The sequence below is a fragment of the Bacillus kexueae genome, from assembly GCF_022809095.1.
Taxonomy (GTDB): domain Bacteria; phylum Bacillota; class Bacilli; order Bacillales; family Aeribacillaceae; genus Bacillus_BZ; species Bacillus_BZ kexueae.
The window spans coordinates 683,010-706,945 of record NZ_JALAZE010000001.1; the positions used below are offsets into that span (position 1 = coordinate 683,010).

At 39.3% G+C, this 23,936-nt stretch carries 22 protein-coding genes, 1 pseudogene and 1 riboswitch; of the genes and pseudogenes, 12 read left to right on the forward strand and 11 right to left on the reverse strand.

The window, feature by feature from the left end:
- Window positions 1-17 precede the first annotated feature (17 nt).
- Entirely contained in the window at window positions 18-1,055 is a 1,038-nt protein-coding gene (gene argC / locus ML543_RS03490; RefSeq protein WP_243385746.1) for an N-acetyl-gamma-glutamyl-phosphate reductase, read from the reverse strand.
- 388 nt (window positions 1,056-1,443) lie between these two features.
- Between argC and ML543_RS03495 the strand changes: the two genes are divergently transcribed.
- Window positions 1,444-3,555: a sensor domain-containing protein gene (locus tag ML543_RS03495; RefSeq protein WP_243385747.1), complete on the forward strand. Its 2,112-nt coding sequence runs from the start codon at window positions 1,444-1,446 to the stop codon at window positions 3,553-3,555.
- 283 nt (window positions 3,556-3,838) lie between these two features.
- On the opposite strand, the gene ML543_RS03500 is transcribed toward ML543_RS03495, so the two are convergent.
- The 3 genes from ML543_RS03500 to ML543_RS03510 all read right to left on the reverse strand — a co-directional run bounded on the left by ML543_RS03500 (window position 3,839) and on the right by ML543_RS03510 (window position 6,189).
- Window positions 3,839-4,636, reverse strand: a complete 798-nt coding sequence (locus tag ML543_RS03500) for a CAP domain-containing protein (protein WP_243385748.1) — start codon at window positions 4,634-4,636, stop codon at window positions 3,839-3,841.
- Window positions 4,637-5,040: 404 nt separating this feature from the next.
- Window positions 5,041-5,349: a metal-sulfur cluster assembly factor gene (locus tag ML543_RS03505; protein WP_243385749.1), complete on the reverse strand. Its 309-nt coding sequence runs from the start codon at window positions 5,347-5,349 to the stop codon at window positions 5,041-5,043.
- Between the two features lie 33 nt (window positions 5,350-5,382).
- Window positions 5,383-6,189, reverse strand: a complete 807-nt coding sequence (locus ML543_RS03510; RefSeq protein WP_243385750.1) for an alpha/beta fold hydrolase — start codon at window positions 6,187-6,189, stop codon at window positions 5,383-5,385.
- A 128-nt stretch (window positions 6,190-6,317) separates the two neighbouring features.
- Here ML543_RS03510 and ML543_RS03515 point away from each other — a divergent pair, with 128 nt between their 5' ends.
- The 3 genes from ML543_RS03515 (at window position 6,318) to ML543_RS03525 (ending at window position 7,571) form a co-directional block, all read left to right on the forward strand.
- Window positions 6,318-7,130, forward strand: a complete 813-nt coding sequence (locus ML543_RS03515) for a Cof-type HAD-IIB family hydrolase (protein WP_243385751.1) — start codon at window positions 6,318-6,320, stop codon at window positions 7,128-7,130.
- 91 nt (window positions 7,131-7,221) lie between these two features.
- Window positions 7,222-7,374: a hypothetical protein gene (locus ML543_RS03520; RefSeq protein ID WP_243385942.1), complete on the forward strand. Its 153-nt coding sequence runs from the start codon at window positions 7,222-7,224 to the stop codon at window positions 7,372-7,374.
- Entirely contained in the window at window positions 7,374-7,571 is a 198-nt protein-coding gene (locus tag ML543_RS03525) for a DUF3813 domain-containing protein (RefSeq protein ID WP_243385752.1), read from the forward strand. The genes ML543_RS03520 and ML543_RS03525 overlap by 1 nt, the downstream gene beginning before the upstream one ends.
- 214 nt (window positions 7,572-7,785) lie before the next feature.
- Here the strand turns inward: ML543_RS03525 and ML543_RS03530 are convergent, their stop codons facing one another.
- Complete coding sequence (locus tag ML543_RS03530; RefSeq protein WP_243385753.1) at window positions 7,786-8,511, reverse strand: BsuPI-related putative proteinase inhibitor; 726 nt, start codon at window positions 8,509-8,511, stop codon at window positions 7,786-7,788.
- Between the two features lie 13 nt (window positions 8,512-8,524).
- Window positions 8,525-9,367 carry a YitT family protein gene (locus tag ML543_RS03535; protein WP_243385754.1) on the reverse strand — a complete coding sequence of 281 codons (843 nt, stop codon included), beginning with the start codon at window positions 9,365-9,367 and terminating at the stop codon, window positions 8,525-8,527.
- Window positions 9,368-9,492: 125 nt separating this feature from the next.
- Between ML543_RS03535 and ML543_RS03540 the strand changes: the two genes are divergently transcribed.
- Both ML543_RS03540 and ML543_RS03545 read left to right on the forward strand, forming a co-directional pair.
- A complete protein-coding gene (locus tag ML543_RS03540; RefSeq protein ID WP_243385755.1) occupies window positions 9,493-10,350 on the forward strand; it encodes a DegV family protein in 858 nt (285 codons plus the stop codon).
- Window positions 10,351-10,455: 105 nt separating this feature from the next.
- The gene (locus ML543_RS03545; protein WP_243385756.1) at window positions 10,456-10,587 is read left to right on the forward strand and encodes a DUF3941 domain-containing protein; all 132 of its coding nucleotides are present in this window, start codon (window positions 10,456-10,458) and stop codon (window positions 10,585-10,587) included.
- A 73-nt stretch (window positions 10,588-10,660) separates the two neighbouring features.
- Here ML543_RS03545 and ML543_RS03550 read toward each other — a convergent pair whose 3' ends face one another.
- Both ML543_RS03550 and ML543_RS03555 read right to left on the reverse strand, forming a co-directional pair.
- On the reverse strand, window positions 10,661-12,334 hold the full coding sequence (locus ML543_RS03550; RefSeq protein ID WP_243385757.1) for a methyl-accepting chemotaxis protein: 1,674 nt from the start codon (window positions 12,332-12,334) through the stop codon (window positions 10,661-10,663).
- Window positions 12,335-12,346: 12 nt separating this feature from the next.
- Complete coding sequence (locus tag ML543_RS03555; protein ID WP_243385758.1) at window positions 12,347-13,303, reverse strand: BMP family lipoprotein; 957 nt, start codon at window positions 13,301-13,303, stop codon at window positions 12,347-12,349.
- Window positions 13,304-13,476: 173 nt separating this feature from the next.
- On the opposite strand from ML543_RS03555, the gene ML543_RS03560 reads away from it, so the two are divergent.
- Window positions 13,477-13,968, forward strand: a complete 492-nt coding sequence (locus ML543_RS03560) for a YajQ family cyclic di-GMP-binding protein (protein WP_243385759.1) — start codon at window positions 13,477-13,479, stop codon at window positions 13,966-13,968.
- A gap of 269 nt (window positions 13,969-14,237) precedes the next feature.
- Here the strand turns inward: ML543_RS03560 and ML543_RS03565 are convergent, their stop codons facing one another.
- Window positions 14,238-14,465, reverse strand: a complete 228-nt coding sequence (locus tag ML543_RS03565; RefSeq protein ID WP_243385760.1) for a hypothetical protein — start codon at window positions 14,463-14,465, stop codon at window positions 14,238-14,240.
- Window positions 14,466-14,763: 298 nt separating this feature from the next.
- The gene (locus ML543_RS03570; protein ID WP_243385761.1) at window positions 14,764-15,330 is read right to left on the reverse strand and encodes a hypothetical protein; all 567 of its coding nucleotides are present in this window, start codon (window positions 15,328-15,330) and stop codon (window positions 14,764-14,766) included.
- Window positions 15,331-15,616: 286 nt separating this feature from the next.
- Window positions 15,617-15,727: riboswitch (SAM riboswitch) on the forward strand.
- Between the two features lie 166 nt (window positions 15,728-15,893).
- Between ML543_RS03570 and ML543_RS03575 the strand changes: the two genes are divergently transcribed.
- The 5 genes and pseudogenes from ML543_RS03575 to ML543_RS03595 form a co-directional block, all read left to right on the forward strand.
- A complete protein-coding gene (locus tag ML543_RS03575) occupies window positions 15,894-17,744 on the forward strand; it encodes a bifunctional homocysteine S-methyltransferase/methylenetetrahydrofolate reductase (protein WP_243385762.1) in 1,851 nt (616 codons plus the stop codon).
- Window positions 17,745-17,761: 17 nt separating this feature from the next.
- The gene (metH, locus tag ML543_RS03580) at window positions 17,762-21,181 is read left to right on the forward strand and encodes a methionine synthase (protein ID WP_243385763.1); all 3,420 of its coding nucleotides are present in this window, start codon (window positions 17,762-17,764) and stop codon (window positions 21,179-21,181) included.
- A gap of 134 nt (window positions 21,182-21,315) precedes the next feature.
- Window positions 21,316-21,537, forward strand: a complete 222-nt coding sequence (locus ML543_RS03585) for a hypothetical protein (RefSeq protein ID WP_243385764.1) — start codon at window positions 21,316-21,318, stop codon at window positions 21,535-21,537.
- Between the two features lie 67 nt (window positions 21,538-21,604).
- Window positions 21,605-22,147 (forward strand): hypothetical protein, encoded by a 543-nt coding sequence (locus ML543_RS03590; RefSeq protein WP_243385765.1) that lies wholly within the window; start codon window positions 21,605-21,607, stop codon window positions 22,145-22,147.
- Window positions 22,148-22,257: 110 nt separating this feature from the next.
- Window positions 22,258-23,100 (forward strand): annotated as a pseudogene (locus ML543_RS03595) (SDR family oxidoreductase); the annotation flags it as partial.
- Window positions 23,101-23,658: 558 nt separating this feature from the next.
- On the opposite strand, the gene ML543_RS03600 reads toward ML543_RS03595, so the two are convergent.
- Window positions 23,659-23,862 (reverse strand): hypothetical protein, encoded by a 204-nt coding sequence (locus tag ML543_RS03600; RefSeq protein ID WP_243385766.1) that lies wholly within the window; start codon window positions 23,860-23,862, stop codon window positions 23,659-23,661.
- Window positions 23,863-23,936 lie beyond the last annotated feature (74 nt).

Here is a 23,936-nt window from a genome sequence, read left to right on the forward strand (position 1 = left end):
TCGTTGCTCCTCCTCTATTATGGATAAATTGGATTATTCGGAATGCCGGTTGTTTCATCCCATCCAAACATGACATTCATATTTTGTACGGCTTGCCCAGAAGCCCCTTTCATTAAATTATCGATCACCGAAACGATGGTTACACGATTCGTCCGTTCATCGAGCTGAACAGCTATATCACAGTAGTTCGAGCCGTAAACTTCTTTCGTGCTTGGAAATGAACCCGCTTGTCGAACGCGAACAAAAGGATGACCTTCGTAATAATGGCGATATAATTCTTGTAACCTATTATTTTCCCAATCTTCTAATAGCTCAACGTAAATCGTCGCCATAATCCCTCTCGTCATCGGAACGAGATGAGTAGAAAACGAGATAGCGCCAACATTGGAATCGAACTGATGTAGCGCTTGCTCAATTTCTGGAACATGCTGGTGTTTGTGAACTTTATAAATTTTTAAGTTATCTTGAATTTCAACAAAGCTTGTCGCTAGAGACGGTTTCCGACCTGCCCCCGATACGCCGGACTTTGCATCAATAATAATTGAACCGGGCTTGACAACCTTTTCACTCACAAGTGGTGCTAGCCCAAGTAATGAAGCTGTTGGATAACATCCTGGATTAGCGACAACTTGCGCCTCTTGAACGCTTGATTTATTCACCTCGGTTAAACCGTAAACGGCCTTATCGATAAATGACGCTGGCGCTGCCTCTTTTTGGTACCACGCTTCATAAAGAGATGGATCTTTAATCCGTAAATCGCCCGATAAATCGATGATCTTTAGCTTTTCATGTTCAAGCTGTGGCGATAATTTTGCCGATATTCCTGAAGGAGTGGCTAAAAAAACAACGTCGTTTTCTTCTTTTATTTTTTCTAACTCAATGGATTTTAACGATTCATCGCTAATTTGGTTCAAATGCGTATACACTTCAGCATACGCTTTTTCTTCATCTGACGATGTATAAAGGTTGAATGTCGATACATTTGGATGCATTTTTAAGATTCGATATAATTCGACACCACCATACCCAGTAGCACCGATAATTCCTATATTCAAATTCGATCACCTTCACAACTTTTGTTAAATTAGTTCTCATTATAGTACCGCATAAAAATAAAATCAACTGTATATTTATTAATATTTTATGTAAATCGTTTTCATTTTCACAAAAATGTTTTACCACCTTTTTCAGAAAATAAACATTTATTCGCAAACTAATTCTTTCGATCTTCGTTTAATCTAAATTATTTCAAAATGTCGATTTAAATATCCAACAGCCCCCTCTCTTTCTATGAATGATTTCTACTAAAAAAGTCCCTCAAAATTTATTACAATTTTTAAGCTCATTTAATTATTAATTTGCCAAAAATAAAATATAATTAATTAAAACCCAATATATTCCATAGTTAAATTAATAACAATGGTTTAGAGGAGGTAATAAGTCTTGCATTTTAACTTATTAAATAAATCTAACCATCATCCAAAGGAGATTATTAAAAGCGTTGAAGAGATTGGACAACGAGTGATCATTCTGCAAACGTTATATGAACGTTTTATTGAAGATAGCACGATTGGAATGTATGTGTTAGATGGGGATCGCTTTATATTCACTAATAGTCGACTTTGCGAAATTATTGGTTATACAGAGGAAGAACTTTTAAGTGGTAATATTCGTTTAAAACGAATTGTTTTAGATGAAGATTTTCCAATTGTACAAGAAAAAATAGATGAAAGAATGAAACGTTTAGCAAACGAAGTCCGGTATCAAGTCAGGATTGTTACTAAAGAAGGCCACATAAGGTTTGTAGATGTTTATGGTTCAGTAGCTAAATTTGATGGAAAAGATATGATTTTCGGAACGCTTGGAGATATAACAGAATTCGTACAAAGTAATAAACGATTAAAAGAGAGGGAAAAACAATTTCTCTCTTTATTCGAAAATAGTACCGATGCGGTATATGCTTTAGACTTAAATGGTAAATTCCTAGCATTGAACCGCATGTGTTATGAAATTTCTGGATACGAGGAAGCTGAGTTAAAGAATACTTCCTTTATGCCGCTTGTGATTTCTGAAGAATTACCGAAAATTTTAATAAATTTCAACCGAGCAAAAAAGGGTGAACTTACGACCTATAATGTAACGATACGTCATAAATTAGGGTATAAAGTTTCCCTACAAGTATCAAATTTCCCAATGATTGAAGATGGAAAAATTATCGGTGTTTATGGAATTGCAAAAGACGTTACCAACTCGCAAAGATATAAGCAAGAAATTAATCGTCTCGCCTATTACGATCGCTTGACGAATTTACCCAATCGAAGTTTGTTTATCGAGCGCATCAAAGATTATTTAGCAAATGATAAAGATTTTGCAGTTTTATTACTGGATATTGATGGGTTTAAGTTCATCAATGACACATTTGGTCATACCTCCGGGGATGAATTTCTAAGAGAAGTGGGAAACCGTCTTCTCGAGTGTTTACCTCCTCATAATACGTTAGCACGACTTGGAGGGGATGAATTTGCAATCGCCATCCAAAACTTAAATACTACATCCATTAAAAACATATCCGATAGTGTTGTTAACGCGTTGAAAGAGCCTTTTTATATTAACCAGAAAAAAGTAAACATAACAGCTAGCATAGGGATTGTGCAAAATACATCGGTACAAGACGGACCAGAAGATCTTTTACGAAAAGCGGGTATTGCCATGTTTTATGCAAAAGAACAAGGAAAAAACCAATACTTTGTATACGATCAAGAATTTGATCAATTATTTAAATATCGGTATATCATAGCAAATGGCTTAAAAGACGCAGTTGACCAAGATCAATTTTCGTTGAAATTCCAGCCAATTGTGAACTTATCAACGGGTCAAGTAGATTTAATCGAGCTGTTAATTCGCTGGAATCATCCGGAACATGGATTCATTTCTCCTGCTGATTTCATCCCTATCGCCGAAGAAAATGGGACGATAATGGAAATCGGTTACTGGGTACTGAAATCTGCCTGTCTTGAGCTACTTAAATGGAATTCAGAAGGAGAAAATGCCGTCAAATTAGCCATTAATATTTCGACTAAGCAACTGCAGCATCCGGAGTTTATTGATGAAGTTAGAAAAATCATTCAAGAATTTCAGATTGATCCAACATGGATTGAGTTCGAAATTACGGAAAGCAAGCTTCTTGAGAACGAATTAGAAATTAAAAAAAGGCTGCGACAATTAAAAAATCTAGGCGTGTCACTATCCATAGATGATTTCGGCACCGGATATACCTCGCTCATCCAATTACAACAATTCTCGTTTGATACGCTAAAAATTGACCGAAGTTTTATCCAAGATATGGACGGAACAAATGGGAAAGCCATTACGAGTGCCATTATTTCATTGGCTCATCATTTAGGTATTACCGTAGTTGCAGAAGGTATAGAGAAAGAAAGTCAGCTTAACTATTTAAAAGAAATTAATTGTGACCGTGTCCAAGGCTTTTACTTGAGCAAACCTACAACAATAGAACAAGTAAAACGATTTATTCAGAAAGAAAAAATTGTATAGCTTATCTCACGGGTGTGAAGTTATTCACATCCTTTTTCTATTCTAAAAAAGAGCCTTTGCTCATAAGAAAAGCACAAAGCGCAAGTCCTAAGGCGAAGGGCGGTGGAGGACCTTCCGTCGCCACAGCAGGGCCGAAGCGACCCGAGCTGATGGCGCTTGGAGCTAGACACCAAAAAGACTGTAAAGAAAATACTTTAACATATTATTGAACTTAAACTTTCTGTAACAAAGAAAAAGAGACCTCCGAATTCGTCGGTCCCTTTTTTCCTTTAATTCAAATGAATTACTTCCCAATAAACATTTGTGTCCAGTGATTACCTTTTGATTCGTATCCCACACCGATATGGGTGAATTGATTGCTTAATATATTTTTTCTGTGCCCTTCACTGTTCATCCAGGCATTAACAACTTCTTCAGGCGTACGCTGCCCTTGTGCAATGTTTTCACCTGCTGTTTTGTAGGAAATCCCAAAGTCACGCATCATATCGAATGGTGAACCGTATGTTGGGCTCGTATGCGAGAAGTAATTGTTTTGTTGCATGTCTTCCGATTTCTTCTGTGCGACGCGGCTTAATTCAGCATCTGCTTTTAACGCAGGTAGCCCTGCTTTCGCGCGCTCTTGATTCGTTAAATCAAGGACTCGTTGGGCGTATTCGCCAATTCCTTGTGTATCTCCTGTCGGCTGTTGTTCTTGTTGTTGTTGTTCTTTAGCCGGTTGTTGTGGTTGCTGTTGTTCGGTCGTTGGTGCTTTGTATTGCTGATTCGGTTGTCCTTGATTAGGCACTTGAGTTCTCGGTTGTGTTGGTAGCTGATTACGAAATTGATCTACTTGTTTTTTAATTTCTTCATGTAATTTCTTTTGAATATCATCTGCTTGACTTGGGTCTACTTGAACAAATTTATATTTTGCATCTTGAACTAATATTGCTTTTGTATGAGGATATTGACTACTCGGTGTGGATGTATCTGCAGCCGAAATATCCATATGATCATTTTGAGCTCGGTCGTCTCCAAAGTTACAAGCGGTCAAACCGAGGGTAAGTGTAAGGGCCGCTGTAACACCAAAGATTTTATTTTTCAACGTTCATTCCTCCTCAGACATTGTTTTACACCGTTAGTTTCTTACATTCAATTGAAAATCATGATGGTAATTGTTGTGAACTGATGAGGAGGGAAACAAATTTTTAGAAATGATGTTGAAAAGGATAAATGAAGAAGAGAAGTACGCGTTATTTTCTATCTACCTTTATAGAAACTGAAAGATCACCTGCGCTTTTTGTTTCCAAATAAGAAAAGCGCAAGTCCTTAGGTGAAGGGCGCTGGAGAACCTGCGAGGAGACTTCTGTCGCCACAGCAGGGCCGAAGCGACCCGAGCTGATGGCGCTTGGAGCTAGACACCAAAAAAACGGTAAAGAGAATACTTTAACACTTTATTGAACTTAAACTTTCTGTAACATTAAAAAACACAGCGAAAGTTCGCTGTGCTTACGAAATGCCTAATGCAATTTTTGCATAACGGGACATTTTATCTTTTGTCCAAGGTGGATTCCAAACGATATTCACATCTACGTCCTTCACTTCTGGGATCCCAACGAGTGCTGCTTTCACTTGCTCGACAATCGTTCCTGCGAGTGGGCAGCCCATAGAAGTTAATGTCATCGTAACGATACATGTGCCTTCTTCATTTAATTCAACATCATAAACAAGCCCTAAGTTCACAATATCGATTCCTAATTCGGGGTCCACTACTTGCTCTAGTGCACCCATAATATTTTCTTTTAATGCTTCATCCATTTGAAAAAACTCCTTTCTCTTTTTATTTGACCATTATAACGAAGTTTCCACCTTATTTCGAACATTGTGCAATAAATGCTTTTCAAACCATTCGACGGTCAATAGCACCCCTTTACGGGAAACTTTATGTCCTGCATGTTCATCTGCTTCAAAATGGATTCGTTCAGGATTTTCGGCATAAAGAGGTAGAATCTCTTCATAAAATTTATAAGCAGGAGCAAATGGGACAACCTGATCTTTCTTTCCGTGCCAAAAGAGCAATGGTCGGTTGGCTAATTTATCTAATTGGGTGGACAAATCATATGGCTTCAGTTGATTCATCTGTTCTGCTAATTGTTCATCGGTGAAAGGAATATTAATCCCTTGTTGTTTTAAATGTTGAATCTGCATTTGAAAGAAACTTCCGTAAGCAGGATTCCCCATTAAACTAACGGCTGTTTTAATCCATTGATATTGTGTTAAAGCACCTAATGTAATGATGCCACCCATCGACGTCCCGACCACGCCAATGCGTTCATGATCCATTAGATTTTGTTGTTCATAAAATTCCTTTAATGTATTTAGCTCATGAATCGTGTGTAAAACGATTCGCCAAAATTGCATATGCAGTTCTGTTTCCGTTTCTACGACGCGTTCACCATGGAACTTCACATCTGGTAAAACAACACGAAATCCTTTTTCAGCTAGTAAGTAAGCATAATGTAAATTGTGCTCTTTGGCACTTGTGTAGCCGTGGATAAATAAAATGAACGGCAAACGCTCATGTTGTAAGGATTGTTTCACTAAATGAAGCGCAGGAATGTCTTGTACTTGATCTCGTTGTATGATTATGCTGCTCATGCTAGTACTCCTTTCATATTTTTACCTACTGTTAGTGTAGCATGATTGAGAAAAATATGGAAAAAAGAAACGTTCATCTGTTAAACTTTTAGTATCGCTGATGAAAATCGACTGATTGGGGAGAGAATATGAAGAATCAACCACATTTAATCGCCATCGACCTCGATGGGACACTGTTAAAAGATAATAAAACCATTTCGCCATATTCAAAAGAAATTCTTCAAAAAGCGAAAGAACAAGGCCATCATGTCTGCATTGCGACTGGCCGCCCTTTTCGCTCTAGCGATGTATATTATCATGAATTAGATTTAAACACACCGATTGTGAACTTTAACGGGGCCTTTGTTCACCACCCAAAAGATGACTCATGGGGTAGTTATCATACGACACTCGAAGTTGAAGTCGTAAGAGAAATTGTTGAAGTGGCTGAAAAACATGATGTTCACAACATATTAGCGGAAGTATTGGACGAAGTGTATTTCCATTATCATGATGAGAAGCTTTTAGATATTTTTAGTATGGGAAATCCAGAAGTGACAATTGGTAATTTAAAAAATGTTTTGCGTAAAGATGTGACGAGCATCTTAATCCATGCACCGGAAGAAAATGTGGAAAAAATCCGAGGGTATTTAAGTGATGTTCACGCAAATGTCGTTGACCACCGTCGCTGGGCAGCACCTTGGCATGTCATTGAAATTATTCGAGCCGGTATCCATAAAGCAGTCGGCTTAAAAATCATCGCTGATTATTATAACATTCCAAAAGAACGAATTATCGCTTTTGGAGATGAAGATAACGACTTAGAAATGCTTGACTATGCAGGCTGTGGCGTGGCAATGGGAAATGGCATTGACCAAGTAAAATCCATTGCTAATGAAGTAACAGGAACAAACGAAGAAGACGGCGTTGCCCGTTTTCTCCAGTCTTACCTGTCATTATAGGATGGAGTCGATAATTCCCATCCATATTGGTCTCCGATGAGCATATACTACACTTGACGCCATAGCGCGTCAAAACAGTTTGGGGGGACTAATGATGAGCAAAAGTAATAAATCGAAACGATTTGTCCAACAAGGAAAAGATTCGGTGAATAAACACGATGAAAGGTTCCCTTACAAAATGACGTACGAAGAAGCGGAACGAAAACAAGAGGAAGTAGAAGACATCACACAAGGAGGTTTCTAATGGGAAATCAATTATTCCAAGAAGCACGTCGCTTCGTTGAACAAGCCGAACAAGCGGCAGAAGAGAAAAACCAAGGAAATCTCCAAAAAGCAATTGAAACAGCACAAAATGCCTTAACTTCAGCGTATGCCAATACGACAACGGCAGAAAAACAACAACTGAAAGCTTACCAAGAGCGCTTAGACCAACTTAAATAAGAGCTCATAATGCGCCCGCCTATAGGCGAAGGGTGCTGGAGGACCTGCGAGGAGGCTTCCGTCACCACAGCAGGGCCGAAGCGACCAGAGCTGATTGCGCTTGGAGCTAGACACAAAACAAACTGAAAAGAGAACACTTTATTGAACTTAAGCTTTCTGTAAAAAATAAAAAGGCAGATGAAAAACGGTTCCCGTTTTTCGTCTGCCTTTTGTTTTAATCATCAATCGTAACAATAAATGGATCTTTTGATTCCTCCGTATATAAGAGAAGGTACGGTTTGCGATCCGATTCAATTTCCTCCTTTAAGACTGAGATTGAAAAGGACGTCCACTCATTTTGTTTGTCCACTGGAATCGTTCCTTTATGCAATTCATAATGTCCATCTTCAATAACGAATGAACCTTGTTTTCCTGCCGTTTTTATTTCTCCCGTAATGAGGATGGAATCATCCTTTTTTTCGACCTTCACATTTGAAAACGATGGATGAACACTCGGCACGTTAAACGTTTCAGTTGCTGTCAGCTCATTTTCACCATCTTTTGTGAAGCCTTTCCATTCAACTTTTACCGTATACTCTCCACGACGTACACGCTCACCATCATACATATAATTCCATGATTCTTCCCATTCCTTTACATCATTCGGTGCAATGGATTCAGTTTGAATGGCTTGTGTAAACATTTTCCCTGTGGAATAACGATAAACTTCTTTCCCTTGTTCATTTAATACCGTAATTTCATAAAGCTGACTAGACGGGAATTCAAAAGTGATTTCATCTTCTGTTTCATTTTTCATCATCAAAACAAACGTTACTTGTTCCGTTTCTTCTCTTGCATCAACTGTGAAAATCGGCATCGTTTCCCCTTCTTGTCGTTCATTTTGTTGGCCACATGCTGATAATAGTAGCATTAAAACGAACAAAATCGATAACTTTTTCATCTCCTCACCTCTTTTAGTCTTTTCGGAAGAAGCCAAAAATACCAGTCGTTTGAACGATGTTTGTAAAGGCATGAGGATCTACTTGTTTAATAATTTTTTCTAAGTCATAAAGCTCGTATCTCGTCACAACGATTATCATCATTTCCTTTTCCTCGTTTGTGAAAGCTCCTTTTGCTGGAACCGTCGTAATTCCGCGTACGAGCTTCGATTGTATGGCGCGTTTTAGCTCTTCCCCTTTTTTCGTAATAATCATCGCTGTAAGCTTTTCGTGTCTTGTGTGAATGGCATCAATCACGCGAGTCGAAACATACAAAGCGACAAGGGTGTATAACGCTTTTTCCCAACCGTATATAAAACCGGCTGTTACAATAATTATAGCATTCATCGTGAAAAAGTATGTCCCAACTGGCTTATCATTCATGCGGGATAACACCATCGCAATAATATCTAGCCCTCCTGTTGAAGCCCCCCACTTCAACGTTAAGCCGACTCCTACCGCTGCTATTACCCCACCAAAGGCAGCATTTAACAAAATATCATCTGATAGCGGCTGTAGCGGAATAATTGTCAAGAACACCGTCGTCATAGCAACACTTAAAAAACTAAAAAGAGTAAACGACTTTCCGACCTTTTTCCATCCTAAAATAGTAACCGGAATGTTTAAAAGGAATAACAGAACTCCTGTTGAGATATATACGGGTGTAAACTGCTCTAAAATATTTGAAATCAGCTGAGCTAATCCCGTAAAACCTGAAGCATATACATTAGCTGGAATTAAAAAAAGGTTCAACGAAATGGCATTTAGTAATGCACCTAATAAAACAATGATGAGCTTTTTAATATTATCTTTTAACATAACGTCCTCCTACATATTTTTTCGTTACACACACTTTTGAAACCATTGTCCTAAAAAGGTTTTCAAGGTAAACTAAACGTACGTACAAATAAAAAAAGATTAATTATGTAAAGAAGGTGTATGATTTGAACGTACATATTATTGCTGATAGCGGATGTGATTTACCTTTAACTTTTTTTGATCACGAAAATACTTCTTTCGTTCCACTCCGCGTCCAAATTAATGAAACCGATTATGAAGACTTAAAAACAATAGATCCAAAAGATGTGTATGAATTTATGCGAAAAGGAAATGTAGCGAAAACTTCGCAAGCATCTCCAGAAACATTTTTAGAAACATTCACCAATATTGCGAAAAAAGGTCAGCCGGCTTTATACATCGCTTTTTCTTCTGAGTTATCTGGAACGTACCAAACAGCCATTATGATGAAAGAACAAGTTAAAGAAGAATACCCGGATTTCGAATTGGAAATCATTGATTCCAAATGCGCATCATTAGGCCACGGCCTTCTTGTAAAAAAAGCAGTCGAATTATCAGACTCAGGCGCTTCATTACAAGAAATTACTGAAACTGTAAAAGAAATGAGCGTGCATATGGAGCATTTATTCACGGTCGATGAACTAGAATATTTAGCTCGCGGTGGTCGTATTAGCAAAGCACAAGCCTTCGTTGGTGGTCTTCTTAATATTAAACCACTTTTACACGTCGACAATGGTCGTCTCATTCCACTAGAGAAAATTCGCGGAAAGAAAAAGCTTTACCGCAAATTAATGGATTTAATGGAAGAAAGAGGCGTCAACTTATCCAATCAAACGGTTGCGATTAGTCACGGTGATGATGTAGAAGCAGCATTAGAACTTAAAAAGATGATTGAAGAACGCTTCCAACCGAAAGATGTGTACATGAATATTATTGGCGCTGCCATCGGTGCCCATTCCGGACCAGGTACACTTGCGCTATTCTTTTTAAACAAAGAAATGTAATACAATCGTTTCGCCTGCGTGATTGTCAAAATTGTCGCTCCGTTACATGTTCGCTCGATTTAGAGGAAATGATATGGGTACAACCTATTTGAAAGGAGCGAAATCATGCCACATACAAGCGACAATGATAAAAAAGCACAAGACAATAATGCGAAACAGCATTTAGAAAACGTCGAGCGCGAAGAAAATCGACAAAAGGGAAAACGACAGTACTCCAAGAAAACGGACCATTTATAAAATTCGGTTTTAAAAAACAACTATTCAAAAAGAGCAATCCCCCTTGCTTTTGTAAGCTAGGGGGATTTTTCTATTACATTGCTTCTTCTTCCTCTTTTTCGAAGTGGAAGCTAGACATAAGATGGTTAAGTTCGTCTGTTAATTTCAATAAGTCGGCAACTTTATCAACCATTTTCTCAAAGGAGCGAAGTTGCTCTTCTGTTGAAGCGGAGATCTCTTCACTTCCTGCAGCTGTTTCTTCGACGATTGCACTGATGCTTTCGACGTTTTCTAATACTTGCTCACCTAAGTCTTTTGAATGTTCAACACCTTTTTGTAAGCTAGACATATAAGCTGTAATGTTATTTACTTTTTCTCCAATGTTCTCAAAAGCTTCTGTCGTAATACTCATCGATTGTTTTTGAGAATCCGCAATTTCAACTCCTTTTTCAACAGACGTTGTAATTTGCTGAATACCTTCTTTAATTAATTCCACCATCTTAAAGATTTGCTTCGTGGCGTCATTGGATTGCTCTGCTAGCTTGCGAACTTCTTGAGCGACGACAGCAAACCCTTTACCTGCTTCTCCTGCGCGTGCTGCTTCGATTGCTGCGTTTAAGGCTAACAAGTTCGTTTGATCCGCAATTTCGGACACTGCTTTTGCCATGTTTTCAATGTTTGCCGTATATTCTACAAACGTCTTCGTCGAATCTTTAATCAAGTTCGTTGTCACAATATTTTCTTCCATCAACTGCTGCTGCATAACAATCGCTTCTTTACCTGTTTGAATGGCATTCACAGCTTCTTCACTATGAACGACAGATTGTTCAGAGCGTTTTACATTCTCAGCAAAATCTTTATCCATTTGTTCGATTAAGACAACAGCATTTTGAAGGTCGTTCGAAATATTTTGAGCACCTACGGACAATTCATCCGTCGAAACCGCGACTTGGTTACTCACTTCTGTTAACGTGCGATTGTCTTCATCTAACTCACGTGCAAATCGCTCAACTTTCTTACTTGTTGAATCAATGGAGAAAATGAGCTCTTTCAGGTGATTCACCATCGTTCCAAACGCTTCATTTAAAGCACCAATTTCATCATTTGCTTTGTAACTTACTTGTCCGACCGATAAATTTCCATCTGCGATTTCATTTGCATGATGCGCTAATTGCTTTAATGGCTTTGTAATGGATTGAATAGTACGGTATCCAATGAAGAGTGCTAGTCCAATAATGATGAGTGTCCCAATGACAGCAAGCGAGATAACAAACTCAATTCCTTTTTTCAATTTCTCTTGAAGCAGTTCATAGTAACTTTTGGCATACAAATCAAGCGTATATAAGTCGTTTAAAATTCCGTCAATACGCACAGACTGCTTTCTCGCTAAGTTCGGATCTTTCGTATCGAGTGCTTCTGTTGCTTCCACTTTCCACGCGCTAAACTTTTCTTCTACTTTCGTCAACGCTTCTTTAAACGTCGGGTCTTTTAATTGATCGTTTAAAGTCGCCATTAACGTTTCAATGTTTTCGATGTTGCGATAACTTTCATCACGTTGAGCGTCCGTCATCGAATATGAGAAGTTCGCCACGGACTGCTTAACCGTTTTCATATCCGCTTCTAGTTGTTGGACGTTCAACATAACAGGAACAAAGTCTTCATTCGCGCTTTTCATCGCTAGCATATTAAACAAAATAAACGATAGTAATAAAACAAATAAGACAATATATGAAAGGGTGCTAATAAATAACTTCCGTTTTATGGTCATAATTCTCCCACCTTATTCGTTCGCTAATTGTTGCTGCACTTGTTGTAATTTCTTTTCTTGTTCAGGTGTTAACGTAATGACACGAATTGGGGCCAATTGAACGCCTTGCTCACGAATTCCTAATTCTACTTGTCCTTTGGCAATTTCTCCTTCTTCAACGAATTGCTTGACAACGTTGTAAACACCGACGTCCACATTTTTTAACATTGACGTAATGACAGCTTTTTCCGCGTAGTAGTATTGGTCACTATCAACTCCAATACCATATACGCCCCGCTTTTCCGCTTCTTTTAGCATACCAACACCTGTAAATCCAGCTGCTGCGTATAAAACATCAGCACCATTATCAATCATTTCTTTCCCTATTTTCGCACCGAGCTCTGGGTTTCCAAAGTCTCCTGCGAACTCAATCGCAATTTCAACATCCGGATTCACCGATTTTGCTCCTTCGACAAACCCATCACGGAATTTATGAATAAGGGGCATGTCCATTCCACCGATAAATCCTAGCTTATTCGATTTCGTCACAAGAGCGGCTAAAACCCCTGTCAAATAACTACCTTCATCTTCTTTAAACGTTAACGAAGTCACATTAGATAACTCAGATACAGAATCAATTAAGACAAACTTTTGGTCTGGGTATTGTTTCGCTACTTTCTCCAAGTCTTCTTGTACTAAAAACCCTAAACCAATCACAATGTCATTTCCTTGTTCCACTAATTCAATTAAGCCTTGCTCGTATGTACCCGTTTCTGAGATTTCGCGGTAGTCAAAAATAACATCCAATTCATCACGTGCTTTCATTAAGCCACGAAAAGCCGCATCACTAAACGACTGATCCCCAAGTCCGACATCTGACAACATTATCCCAATTTTCACTTTATCTTCTAAAGGATCAACAGTCGTATCGTTAGAGCAGCCGACTAATACAATGATTGCGGTCATGAACATAATCAGTAATTTCCTCATGATGTATCGCTCCTTTTAAAAGTCTCTACCTTTCATATCGGTCATCTGACCCATTTTTTTATCGTTTCCTTATTTTTTGTATATTCTGACAAGACCGACAAGTTGTCTCCCCCGCATCAGTTGTCTATAATCAAAGTAATTAGTAAATTTATACATGAATGAAGGAGGATTTTATGGCAAAGGATAGTTCATTTGATATTGTGTCGCAAGTCGACTTACCGGAAGTGACAAATGCGATTAATATTGCGAAAAAAGAAATTCAAAACCGCTATGATTTCAAAGGTTCTAAAAGCGATATCTCCCTTGATAACGAGGAGCTCGTTCTCATTTCAGACGACGAATTTAAATTAAACCAATTAAAAGACGTGTTAATTAGCAAATTAATTAAACGCGGTGTCGCAACGAAAAATATTCAATATGGAAAAATCGAAAATGCTTCCGGCGGTACCGTTCGTCAGCGAGCAGAGCTTGTAAACGGTATTGACAAAGAAAACGCGAAGAAAATCAATACGATTATTAAAAACACCGGCTTAAAAGTGAAAAGCCAAATCCAAGATGACCAAATTCGCGTAAGTGGAAAAAGCAAAGATGATCTTCAAAAAATCATCGCTGCCATTCGTGAAGCCGATTTACCAATCGATGTTCAATTTATTAACTTCCGATAAAAACAGAAACAAAGCTAGAATGTCAAATTGACGATATTCTAGCTTTAAACTTATAGAAAACGTAAGGTAAATGGGATACTTCCTTTTACTAAATATTGTTTTCTTATAGATTATTGCTTTCTCAGTCATTTTTAATATGCATTTTGGACATTTTCTCGAAGTCAGCGTCCTCCTATAGCTGCATAATGACGTGTTCATCCATTCAAATAAACTTTTACACTTCTGATCTATAATATATTATTCCTTAAGCCACCCTAACTTCTTATATTTTATATAATGACTTTCTGTATTCGTTTCGTTCCCCATCCAGCTGCGAAACCGATGATGATTGGAAGGATCGACCCTCCATATTCGACGTTTTTTCCGCCTGAAGATAAATTCTCTTCATAATAACTCCAACGTAAAAATGAAACCTCAAACCACTCACCTATTCCGTACAACAAAGCGATTGTGAACAGCGCTGCTACTGTAGGTAGATAAAAAGATCTTCTACTCAATTACCTATCCCTCCATCATGCAATTAGCTAATGATTAGTGAAATCCTTTTGATGTTCTTACATGCTCAACAAATTGCGATGATACGCGTCCGATTGAAAAAGCCCACAACACAGCACGGACACTGTTAATACCACCATGAGAGATTACAAGATACCTTGAAAATCTGTTCTATTTTAAACATTTTACAAGAAATACAAATAAAGGAAAATATTTTATAGAATTCAAGGAACGATATTAAAATGAAAAGTGTTGATTATTGAATTAATCAACCGAGTGATCCCTGCTTTAATTTTCACTTCACTCCTGTGATTGAAGATTAATTTCCTTTTTCCAAAAAGTAATGGAATCCATTGGTTCTTCTCTTAAATGAAGGTAAAAAATTTTCACTTCATTTTCTTCAACTTCATCAGGAAGTATAAAAGAAAACTCAAATTGTTTTTTTGTTTCCACCAAATAAATTAGCGGTTCTCCATATAACATAGATTCATCTTTCATCCATTTTTCAACATCTTTTTTTAGCCATTCTACATCATAATTTGATGGTAAAAAATCTTGATTAGTTAGACTTATGTTGATTTTTTTACTGGAAGGCAAGTAAAACACAATCAAATCAAATGGGTGTCGATAAACATCAATTGAATCCACCCACTTTCCCGATATATAGTATTGATTATTCTCATGATTAATAGAGAATTGTACGGATTCAGGATTCGTTTCATATAAACTATGATAGATAATAATCCCCATCAATCCGATAAAAAATAGTAACGGAGTAAAAAACAAAACAGCGATTTTCCTATTTTTCTTTAAAAAACGTATCCCTAAATATGTACACAATATGAGTAATAAAATAACAATCGCCATGACATTTCTCCAATTAATTCTTTTTGTCGTATATAACAATTAGAGCTACTGAATCCATCTTCTTTAATGAACAAATCACTATTTTTTGTAACCCTTCAAATATTTTACAACAGTGAAAAATAGATGAAAAGTATCATAATTTTTAAAAACCCTCATTTCCTCAACAAACGATATTAAAATAAATCCAACTTTTCCTTTTCATAGAAAAGTGTTGATTATTGAATAATTTTTCGGTAAATTAGGATTAATACAAATTTAAAGTGAATATCCATTCGTATAAGATGTTTTCTTATCAAGAGAAGCTGAGGGATCTGGCCCTATGAAGCTTCAGCAACCGGATGAATGATTCCAAGGTGCTAAGTCCAGCGAAGCGCATAATGCGCTCGAGAGATAAGAAGAAGGTTAAGATTGCTCTTAAAAGTCTTCTTCTTAAGAAGACTTTTTTATTTTGGCTTTATTTCATGATAATTGCTTAGTGAAATTTTTAACCATGTGATTATCACCATAATAGCTACTAGAGCACTTTCCCTTCCTCTTCCATTAACGGTTTGGAGGTATGAAAGATGGGATTACTTGAAGAGTTAGAGAGTCGAATATTAGTTGGTGACGGGGCGACTGGAACACTCTTATATTCGTACGGTGTCGATCGCTGTTTTGAAGAAATGAATGTCTCAGCCCCAAATGAAATCGAACGGATTCACGAAGCGTACATCGAGGCGGGTGCTCATTTAATTCAAACAAATACATACGGGGCAAACTATATTAAATTATCTCGGTATGGGCTGGAGGACGACACGAAAGACTTCAATATAAAAGCAGTCAGAATTGCGAAAAGAGCTGCCAAAAAAGCTGTACATACTCCTTATGTTGTTGGGACAATCGGCGGTATTCGCTCGTTTCGAAAAAGTGCCTTTTCCCTCGATGAAATTAAGCGGAACTTCCGTGAGCAATTGTATTTGCTCCTTTCAGAAGAAATTGATGGCTTATTGTTAGAAACGTATTACGATTTAGAAGAGCTGCGCACCGTTTTAACCGTTGCGCGAAAAGAAACAGACTTACCGATTATCACCAATGTTTCCCTGCACGAGCCTGGTGTATTGCAAGACGGGACTCCTGTCCAACATGCGTTTACACAATTAGAGAGTTTAGGGGCAAACATTATCGGCATCAATTGTCGACTCGGGCCACACCATATGCTTGCTGCTTTTGAACAGGTGCCACTCCTGCAACACGCACACTTATCCGCCTACCCAAATGGTAGTTTACCAAGCTATGAAAATGGTAGACTTGTCTATCATTCGGATGAACAATACTTCTATGAATCGGCGTTAAAATTCCGTGAACAAGGGGTACGACTTCTCGGTGGATGTTGTGGAACGACACCGAAGCATATTAAAGCAATGGCAGATGCAGTTCGCTCTTTGCCACCAATTCGGCAAAAGAATGTGAAAACACTCGTTACGAATGAAATCAAAGTAAAAACAAAACCACAAGCCCCACCGCTTCAAGACATTGTAAAAGAGAAGCGATCCATTATCGTGGAGCTAGACCCACCGAAAACGTTAGGACTTCAAACTTTCATTGACGGTGCGAAGGCACTACACGAACAAGGAATCGACGCCATTACATTAGCGGATAATTCATTGGCCTCACCAAGAGTTAGCAATCTCGCATGTGCATCGATCTTAAAGCAGTCCGTCAAAAATTTACGTTCGCTCATCCATTTAACGTGTCGAGATCGAAACTTAATCGGCTTGCAATCTCATTTAATGGGTCTACATGAATTAGGTTTTCACGACATTTTAGCCATTACTGGGGATCCATCGAAAATCGGGGATTTCCCTGGGGCCACTTCCGTGTATGATTTATCCTCGTTAGATTTAATCAGCTTGATTAAACAGTTTAACGAAGGAATTTCTTATTCAGGAAAACCACTCGGTGAGAAAACGAACTTCTCCGTTGCGGCGGCTTTTAACCCGAATGTTCGTCATTTAGATAAAGCAGTGCTTCGTCTTGAGAAGAAAATCGACTGTGGGGCGGATTATTTTATTACACAGCCACTTTATTCCGTTAAGCAAATAGAGGACGTGTATGAAGCAACTAAACACTTACAATCCCCTCTCTATTTAGGCATTATGCCGTTAACGAGCTATCGAAATGCCGAATTTATTCATAACGAAATTCCAGGAATTCAACTTTCCGATGACATTCGTGAAGCGATGAGAAAGACAGGTGACAATAAAGAGCGTGGAAAACAAGAAGGCATCGCCATCGCGAAAACGTTAATTGATGCAGCCTTTGAACGGTTTAACGGAATTTATTTAATCACCCCGTTTCTTCATTACGATATGACCGTTGAACTTTCCCGTTATATTCAAGAAAAAGAACAAGCGAAAGTTGCTAAAATACGATAAAAGAAAGGAAGTTTCCCATGAGTAAACTGAAGGAACAATTGCAGAAAAAAATTCTCGTCATGGACGGGGCTATGGGAACGATGATTCAAGATGCCCAGCTCACGGAAGACGACTTTGGGGGCGAACAATACGAAGGGTGTAATGAATACTTAAATATCACCCGGCCCGATGTCATTGAAAATATTCATCTCGCCTATTTAAAAGCGGGAGCCGATATTATTGAAACGAATACTTTCGGTGCTACACGGCTCGTTCTCGATGATTATGACCTCGGTCACCTCGCATTTGAAATTAATCAAAAAGCGGCGGAAATCGCTAAAAAAGCAGTTGAAGCCAGTTCCACAGATGAGTGGCCACGATTTGTCGCTGGGGCAATGGGACCGACAACGAAAACGTTATCCGTGACAGGTGGCACAACATTTGACGAACTCGTTTCATGCTATGAAGAGCAAGCAAAAGGTTTGTTAGCTGGTGGTGTAGACATTCTTCTCCTTGAAACGTGTCAAGATATGTTAAACGTTAAAGCGGGGTTCGTCGGTATATCAAAGGCATTTGAAGCCTGTCAACGTCGGGTCCCTCTCATGCTATCGGGCACTATTGAGCCGATGGGGACAACGCTCGCTGGGCAAGATATCGAAGCGTTTTACATTTCCGCCGAACATATGGATCTCCTCTCTATCGGGTTAAACTGCGCGACTGGTCCTGAATTTATGACCGACCACCTGCGAACCCTTTCGAATTTAGCCAAGACGGCGATTAGCTGTTATCCAAACGCTGGATTACCAGATGAGGAAGGTCATTATCATGAATCTCCTCAATCACTCGCACAAAAAATGAAGGAATTTGCCGAAAAAGGATGGCTCAATATTATTGGCGGATGCTGCGGCACGACACCCGCTCATATTGAAGCAATCGCAAAAGCAATTCAGCACATCCCTCCTCGCGTTGTCAAACAAAAAGAGGAAAAGCATCAAGTATCAGGAATCGAATCACTCATTTACGACGATTCGATGCGACCGTTATTTGTCGGAGAGCGAACAAACGTCATCGGTTCGCGAAAATTCAAGGAGCTCATTGCAAACGGGGCGTACGAAGAAGCATCTGAAATCGCCCGCGCCCAAGTAAAAAGCGGTGCGCACGTCATAGACATTTGCTTAGCTGACCCGGACCGGGATGAAATTCAAGATATGGAAAATTTCATTCAAGAAGTCATTAAAAAGGTCAAAGCCCCGCTCGTCATTGACTCAACGGACGTAAACGTCATGGAGCGAGCCCTTAAATACTCGCAAGGAAAGGCGATTTTAAACTCCATCAACTTAGAAGACGGGCTCGAAAGATTCGAAGAAGTCATTCCGCTTATGAAAAAATACGGTGCCGCCGTTGTCGTAGGAACAATCGACGAAACAGGAATGGCGGTGACGAAAGAACGGAAACTTGAGATTGCGAAACGCTCGTATGAAATATTAGTCAACGAACACGGCATTTCACCTACCGATATTATTTTTGACCCACTCGTTTTTCCAGTTGGTACAGGAGACGAGCAATATATCGGTTCAGCAGCTGAAACGGTGGAAGGCATACGACTCATTAAAGAAGCACTCCCTGACTGTTTAACAATCTTAGGGATTAGTAACGTCTCTTTCGGTCTTCCACCTGTTGGTCGTGAAATCTTAAACGCGGTATTCTTATACCATTGCACACAGGCCGGTTTAGATTATGCTATTGTCAACACGGAAAAATTAGAGCGATACGCATCTATACCCGAGGAAGAAATCTTGTTAGCTGAAAAGCTTTTATTCGAAACGACGGACGAAACACTCGCGACATTCACGAACTTTTACCGCAACAAAAAGAAAGAAGAAAAAAAGCCATTACAAAATGCGACACTAGAAGAGCGTTTAAGTCAATATGTAATTGACGGAACAAAGCAAGGACTAGTCGAAGATTTAACGATCGCGTTAGAGAAGTATACCAATCCGCTCGATATTATAAACGGTCCTTTAATGGATGGAATGGCGAAAGTTGGTGAGCTGTTTAACGATAACCAACTCATCGTTGCAGAAGTATTACAAAGTGCCGAAGTGATGAAGGCGGCTGTTTCCTTCCTGGAGCCTTATATGGAAAAGAAAGAAGATAGCGGAAAAGGAAAAGTCATTTTAGCAACCGTAAAAGGCGACGTTCATGACATCGGGAAAAATTTAGTGGACATTATTTTATCGAATAACGGTTTCAAAGTGATTGACTTAGGAATTAAAGTAACCGCGCAAGAATTAATTCAAGCTGTCCAAAAAGAAAAGCCCGATATCGTTGGACTTTCAGGCCTTCTCGTGAAATCGGCCCAACAGATGGTTTTGACAGCCCAAGATATGAAGTCGGCCAATATTTCGGTTCCGATTTTAGTCGGAGGAGCAGCTTTATCACGCAAATTTACCGACCGAAAAATTTCACCGGAATACGACGGCCCCGTCCTTTATGCAAAAGATGCGATGAACGGACTCGATCTTGCCAATCAGTTGCGAACGAACTTACAAACGTTTCTCCTTGAAAAGAAAACGAAACAAATTAATCAAGAAGAAAGCAAAACCGAGCAAGCCAAGCCTGTGCTAACGGCAACATCATCCGTTTCACCAGCACCTGTTTTTACACCTCAAGATTTACAGCCGCACTTAATGCGTGATATCGACGTGAAGCATATTTTACCGTACGTCAACTGGCAAATGCTCTTTGGTCATCATCTCGGTTTAAAAGGAAACGTCGCTTCACTCATCGCACGAAACGACGACAAAGCATTAACATTAAAAGCTGAAATTGATGAATTAATAGAACTTGGGAAAAATGAGCACTGGTTCGAGCCGGCCATCTTATATCAATTTTTCCCAGCTTACAAGGAAGGGAATTCCGTTCATATTTTAAAAGACTCAGAAGGTAAAGAGATTATCGAAACGTTCACCTTCCCGCGCCAACAAAAAGCTCCACACCTTTGCATTGCCGATTACGTTGGCGAACCAACCGAGGCAAAGCCTCATGATTACATCGCGTTATTTACCGTTACGGCAGGAAAAAACATTCGTCAAGTCGCTCAAAAAATGAAAGAAGACGGACAATTTTTCAGAAGTCATGCAATCCAAGCTTTAGCGCTTGAATTAGCGGAAGGACTGGCTGAGCGCACGCATCAATTAATTCGAGATCGCTGGGGCTTTCCAGACTCCCCAGATTTTTCAATGAAAGACCGATTCCAGGCGAAATATCAAGGACAGCGCTTCTCCTTCGGGTATCCGGCTTGCCCGGACCTTGAAGACCAAGAAAAACTGTTTAAACTCCTAAAACCAGAACAAATTGGCATTACATTAACTGATGGCTATATGATGGAACCAGAAGCATCCGTCTCCGCCTTCGTCGTCTCTCATCCTGAAGCGAGATACTTTAACGTATTATAAGGGGCTGTTTAACTGACAGTCCCTTTCTTTGTTATCCACATGCTAGCCCCATCTCCTTCATTTACTTCAAAAAAATCGCCCATTAAAGTACAATAAATGGAAACAAAACTATATTTAAACAGCTGGAGGGAAGGATGAAGAAAGCCAAAAGAACGTTGCGAATTTTATACATCATCCCTAATGTCCTTATGTATATATCATTTCTAGGCGCAAGTTTATTTGTCTTCCTCAATGCGAAAGGGATTGCAGAAATCAATCGGCTTATGATTTGGATTGTGATGCTCCTACTTGTTTTGATCGTGTCTGTTCTCCAAAGTTACCACATCTATACATTGATTAAAAAAGGTGAACTATAACAGAATTTCGCGCTCAACAGATAGGAAATGACTGCACTGTATGTTTTACGAATGGAGCTGTATATCGATGAAAAAAAGATTGTTGGTCATGATGGTTTCATTTCTGTTATATGGTTGTACGTATCCAACTTTAGACAAAGCTATCGAAAAAAGCATCCCCTATGACGTTCATGACGTTGTCCTTATAGAAGAAGTGGGCGCTACTTCGATTGTCTTATATGAAACAAATGCTAATAAGGATAATTTCCCTCAAATTGACGAACCCGTCATTGCACTTGCCATATTTAAGGGGAGTGACCAAGACGGTTGGAAAAACGTAGGTCCCAATGGCTGGACACATAATGATAGCGATTCGTTTACCATGTATCAAGAGTTCTATTATGAGCGGGATGCACAAGGTGAAGTAACCGAATATATTCCGATTTACTACGGCAAATTGAACAACCCAAATATCACTCAAATCATCACAATAGATGAAGATGGACATGAAAAAGAAGCCGTTCTTTCGGAAGGATCTGGTGGTCGATATTATGTAGCTTTCTGGGATTTTACGGGCTTGAAGGGCATTTCAAAAGATGGAGAAATCATTGATCAAATGAAATGGGAATAGGTATGTCTTTCTTTTCGCGTTATACGAATTGATTTTTTTCTCATACTAAACAAGAATTCGTGTAACCGAAAGGAGTCAATACCCATGTCGAATGATCAAAATTTCAACCGACCCGTCCTCCCCAGCATCAATCAACTCAACCCGGAATCGAAAGCAAAATGAACCCGCGCCCGGTCTTTCACGACCCCAGCTACGTCGGAAGCGGTAAACTAAAAGGAAAAGTAGCTATCATAACTGGTGGGGATAGTGGAATTGGACGGGCTGTTGCTGTTCGCTTTGCCCAAGAAGGTGCGTCCGTCACCATTAGCTATTTGAATGAACAAACCGATGCTTTTGAAACGAAGGAAATCGTGGAATCGTACGGGGCAAGATGCCTGTTAATCTCAGGGGATATAAGAGATGAAACAGTATGCCAATCCATCGTCCAACAAACAACGGAGCAATTAGGCGGTTTAGATATTTTAATCAACAATGTAGCTGAACAACATCCGCAAAAAGGAATTGAACAAATCTCAAAGGATCAACTATATCGTACGTTTGAAACGAATGTGTTTTCCTTTTTTTATTTAACAAAAGCCGCATTACCGTACTTAAAGAGAGGGAGCTCAATCATTAATACGACGTCGGTCACTGCGTATGAAGGCAATGAGCAGCTCATCGATTATTCAGCAACGAAAGGAGCCATCACAACCTTCACCCGCTCCCTTTCTAAATCGCTTGTCGGAAAAGGGATACGTGTCAACAATGTGGCACCCGGACCGATTTGGACGCCGCTCATCCCTGCATCCTTTGATGAACAAAAAGTGGCGACATTCGGCGCCAACACCCCGATGAAACGACCAGGGGAACCACTTGAGCTAGCTTCTGCTTACGTCTTTTTGGCAAGTGAAGAATCCTCCTACATGACTGGTCAAACCATTCATATTAACGGCGGTGTGAGTGTGAGTAGTTAATGGAAATTTATGAATAAATCCAATGGAGAGAAGAAAAGGAACTCATTTTTCTTCACGAAAGGTCGCTGTTGGACGGGCTTAGACCTCCCCCTCCAACATGTACTTTACGTAAGCGCCCGCCTATCGGCGAAGGGCGCTAGAGGACCTGTGATTCCGTCGCCACAGCAGGGCCGAAGCGACCCGAGCTGATGGCGCTTGGAGCTAGACACCAAAAAAACGGTAAAGAGAATACTTTAACACTTTATTGAACTTAAACTTTCTGTAACAAAAAAAAGAAGGGGCTGTCCAAAAAGTACAGCCCCTTTTAGTCGTATATGAAATTCGGTTGATTTCATTTCGGTGACGCACGCTTTCCGTACTTGCACAGGACGTGGCCGCTATTAGCAGAGGTTCATTCAATTATCGCCTCCTCCACCCACAAGTTCGTCTGTGGGGTCTTCGGCTCGTGCTGTACCCGCATGACTCGCCGTCACCTTTCTTTCGTTCAAAACCTATTGGAGAAATGCTCGCTACTTTTCTCCCCACATTCGATTTAAGGGACTTAGAAGACAGCCCCCATTATTTTTCACACGAAAAGGAATAGCTATTGGTAATCGAATGATGTATTTCCAATTGAACCGTTCCTCCTCGCTCCAAGCATTGAGTAGTTAAATTTCGTAACTCATTCGTATGAAAAAATCTACTTGACCCAATTAATAATAAAACAATCACAATGAACGCAGAAGAAATACTTAAAGCCCCACTCATTTTCCGACCTTTCATTCTCCCCCTCCCTCTTATATACTTACTGTTTGTAGTTTTTGCTAGATAAAAAAACGCATTTTTTCTATAGGAAC

Bases quoted from the DNA above. Each gene is read 5' to 3' on its own strand.
- ML543_RS03505 (WP_243385749.1), bottom strand. From the start codon at position 5,349: ATGGATGAAGCATTAAAAGAAAATATTATGGGTGCACTAGAGCAAGTA.
- ML543_RS03510 (WP_243385750.1), bottom strand. From the start codon at position 6,189: ATGAGCAGCATAATCATACAACGAGATCAAGTACAAGACATTCCTGCG.
- ML543_RS03515 (WP_243385751.1), top strand. From the start codon at position 6,318: ATGAAGAATCAACCACATTTAATCGCCATCGACCTCGATGGGACACTG.
- ML543_RS03520 (WP_243385942.1), top strand. From the start codon at position 7,222: ATGATGAGCAAAAGTAATAAATCGAAACGATTTGTCCAACAAGGAAAA.
- ML543_RS03525 (WP_243385752.1), top strand. From the start codon at position 7,374: ATGGGAAATCAATTATTCCAAGAAGCACGTCGCTTCGTTGAACAAGCC.
- ML543_RS03530 (WP_243385753.1), bottom strand. From the start codon at position 8,511: ATGAAAAAGTTATCGATTTTGTTCGTTTTAATGCTACTATTATCAGCA.
- ML543_RS03535 (WP_243385754.1), bottom strand. From the start codon at position 9,367: ATGTTAAAAGATAATATTAAAAAGCTCATCATTGTTTTATTAGGTGCA.
- ML543_RS03545 (WP_243385756.1), top strand. From the start codon at position 10,456: ATGCCACATACAAGCGACAATGATAAAAAAGCACAAGACAATAATGCG.
- ML543_RS03550 (WP_243385757.1), bottom strand. From the start codon at position 12,334: ATGACCATAAAACGGAAGTTATTTATTAGCACCCTTTCATATATTGTC.
- ML543_RS03555 (WP_243385758.1), bottom strand. From the start codon at position 13,303: ATGAGGAAATTACTGATTATGTTCATGACCGCAATCATTGTATTAGTC.
- ML543_RS03560 (WP_243385759.1), top strand. From the start codon at position 13,477: ATGGCAAAGGATAGTTCATTTGATATTGTGTCGCAAGTCGACTTACCG.
- ML543_RS03570 (WP_243385761.1), bottom strand. From the start codon at position 15,330: ATGGCGATTGTTATTTTATTACTCATATTGTGTACATATTTAGGGATA.
- ML543_RS03575 (WP_243385762.1), top strand. From the start codon at position 15,894: ATGGGATTACTTGAAGAGTTAGAGAGTCGAATATTAGTTGGTGACGGG.
- metH (WP_243385763.1), top strand. From the start codon at position 17,762: ATGAGTAAACTGAAGGAACAATTGCAGAAAAAAATTCTCGTCATGGAC.
- ML543_RS03585 (WP_243385764.1), top strand. From the start codon at position 21,316: ATGAAGAAAGCCAAAAGAACGTTGCGAATTTTATACATCATCCCTAAT.
- ML543_RS03590 (WP_243385765.1), top strand. From the start codon at position 21,605: ATGAAAAAAAGATTGTTGGTCATGATGGTTTCATTTCTGTTATATGGT.
- ML543_RS03600 (WP_243385766.1), bottom strand. From the start codon at position 23,862: ATGAAAGGTCGGAAAATGAGTGGGGCTTTAAGTATTTCTTCTGCGTTC.